General features: G+C 26.4%; 2 protein-coding genes. One reads left to right on the top strand and one right to left on the bottom strand.

Annotated elements, in window-relative coordinates; genetic code table 11:
- Window positions 1-756: hypothetical protein (locus E6248_RS15860; RefSeq protein WP_316341733.1), on the top strand; the 756-nt coding region annotated here is incomplete at its 5' end.
- 178 nt (window positions 757-934) lie between these two features.
- Here E6248_RS15860 and E6248_RS15855 read toward each other — a convergent pair.
- Entirely contained in the window at window positions 935-1,555 is a 621-nt protein-coding gene (locus tag E6248_RS15855; protein ID WP_316341732.1) for a TrkA C-terminal domain-containing protein, read from the bottom strand.
- Window positions 1,556-1,669: the final 114 nt, after the last annotated feature.

Here is a 1,669-nt window from a genome sequence, read left to right as displayed (position 1 = left end):
TTAGATGGAGCAACAGGAATCACTGGTAAAAGAATAACAGAAAAAGAAACAGATGCTCTTTGGTATGTTGATAAAATAAATGATTATTTAATAAATAATATAAATTCTTCTAAGAGCCTTAAAGATATTATGAAATCTGCTATTAGAGAAGTAAAAGAAAGTTACATTACATATGATGAATACGAAAATCTAGATGAAGTAGATTATCCTTGTGCTGCAATAGCATTAGTAAGATTTAATAGCAAGGAATTAGAGTATTATGTAATGGGAGATTGTACTTTAATATATAAAGAAAAAGATGATAATGCAGTAGAGATAGTAGATAAGAGAATAATAGAATTAGAAGAAAAAATATTAGATTCTATGGTAAAAGTATCTAGGGAGAAGGAAGTATCAATTTTAGAAGCTAGAAAATATTGTGATAATGAAGTGCTTGATGTTAGAAAGATGAAAAATAGGATTAATGGATATTGGATATTAGAGCTAAATGAAGAGGCTATTGATAATGGATTATATGGAAAGATATATATATCTAAAGAGGTATCTATTAGCTTAACTTCGGATGGATTCTCTCAATATTATGATACTTTTAATTTAGCAAAAGGATATTCAGATTTTATTGATATTGTTAAAGAAACTAACATAGACGATTTATATAATAATTTATACTTAAGTCAAGAGGAAGATAGCCAATGCAATAACTATCCAAGATTAAAAAAGAGGGATGATTCAAGTATAATATACTTCGAGGTATAATATAATATTAACATTGTAAAGGAGTCTTTAACATATTATGATCTATCTCGGTCGCAGGCTACAAGTCGACCAACGCAATATGTTAAAGACTTCTTGAATAAATTTAAATTTAGTAATTCCGAAGGAATTACATCCATAATTCTTCATTCTTCATTAATTAAGGTAGTCTTTGAATATCTTAATTATCTATGTAGTTTTTAACATTTTCCAATACAGAATCATCACCTACATAAACTATAATATCATCAGTATTAATTATAAAATATGGGCCAGGTGACAAGAATAGGTCTCCATTTCGTTTAACTGCAATGATTGTTGCCTTTGTATTATGCCAGAAGTTTAATTCACCAATGCTTTTACCTACAGCTACACTATCTTTTTTAACTATATTTTCAAAAGGAATAATAGAACCAACATTTCTAAGTTGAGTGGCAAATTCTATAATTGATGTAATATTTTTTTCAAGTTTATTATCAATTTCATTTCTCATTTTAATTAAATCAAAGGTTTCATTATTTAAATTCGTAAAATCTGACTTAGTCTTAAATTTATATAAAAATTCTTTTGCTGCATTCTTATTATTAATTATAATACCACTTTTTTCATTTACAGTAACAACATCCATATCCTTAAGTAAGGCTAAAGATCTTCTTATTGTCTCTGGAGAAACATTGTAAATGCTTACTAAAGTAGTTCTTCCAGTGATTTTTTCGCCTTCAAGGAATTCATTATTTATTATTCTATGAGCAATATCAACTGCAATTTTAATATAGTTTGGTGTCTTAGTTTGTTTAGACAAAATTAACCACTCCTTTACAATAAGAATTCTAACACACTAGATAAGGAAAATCAGCAAATTTCATAATATAGTTTAAGTTTTTATATAAAAACTTTTAGAATAATAATATACAAT

This window comes from Clostridium sp., assembly GCF_032552055.1.
Classification (GTDB): domain Bacteria; phylum Bacillota; class Clostridia; order Clostridiales; family Clostridiaceae; genus Clostridium.
Note: the sequence above shows the minus strand (reverse complement) of the source record. Positions and strands in the feature narration are given on the sequence as shown.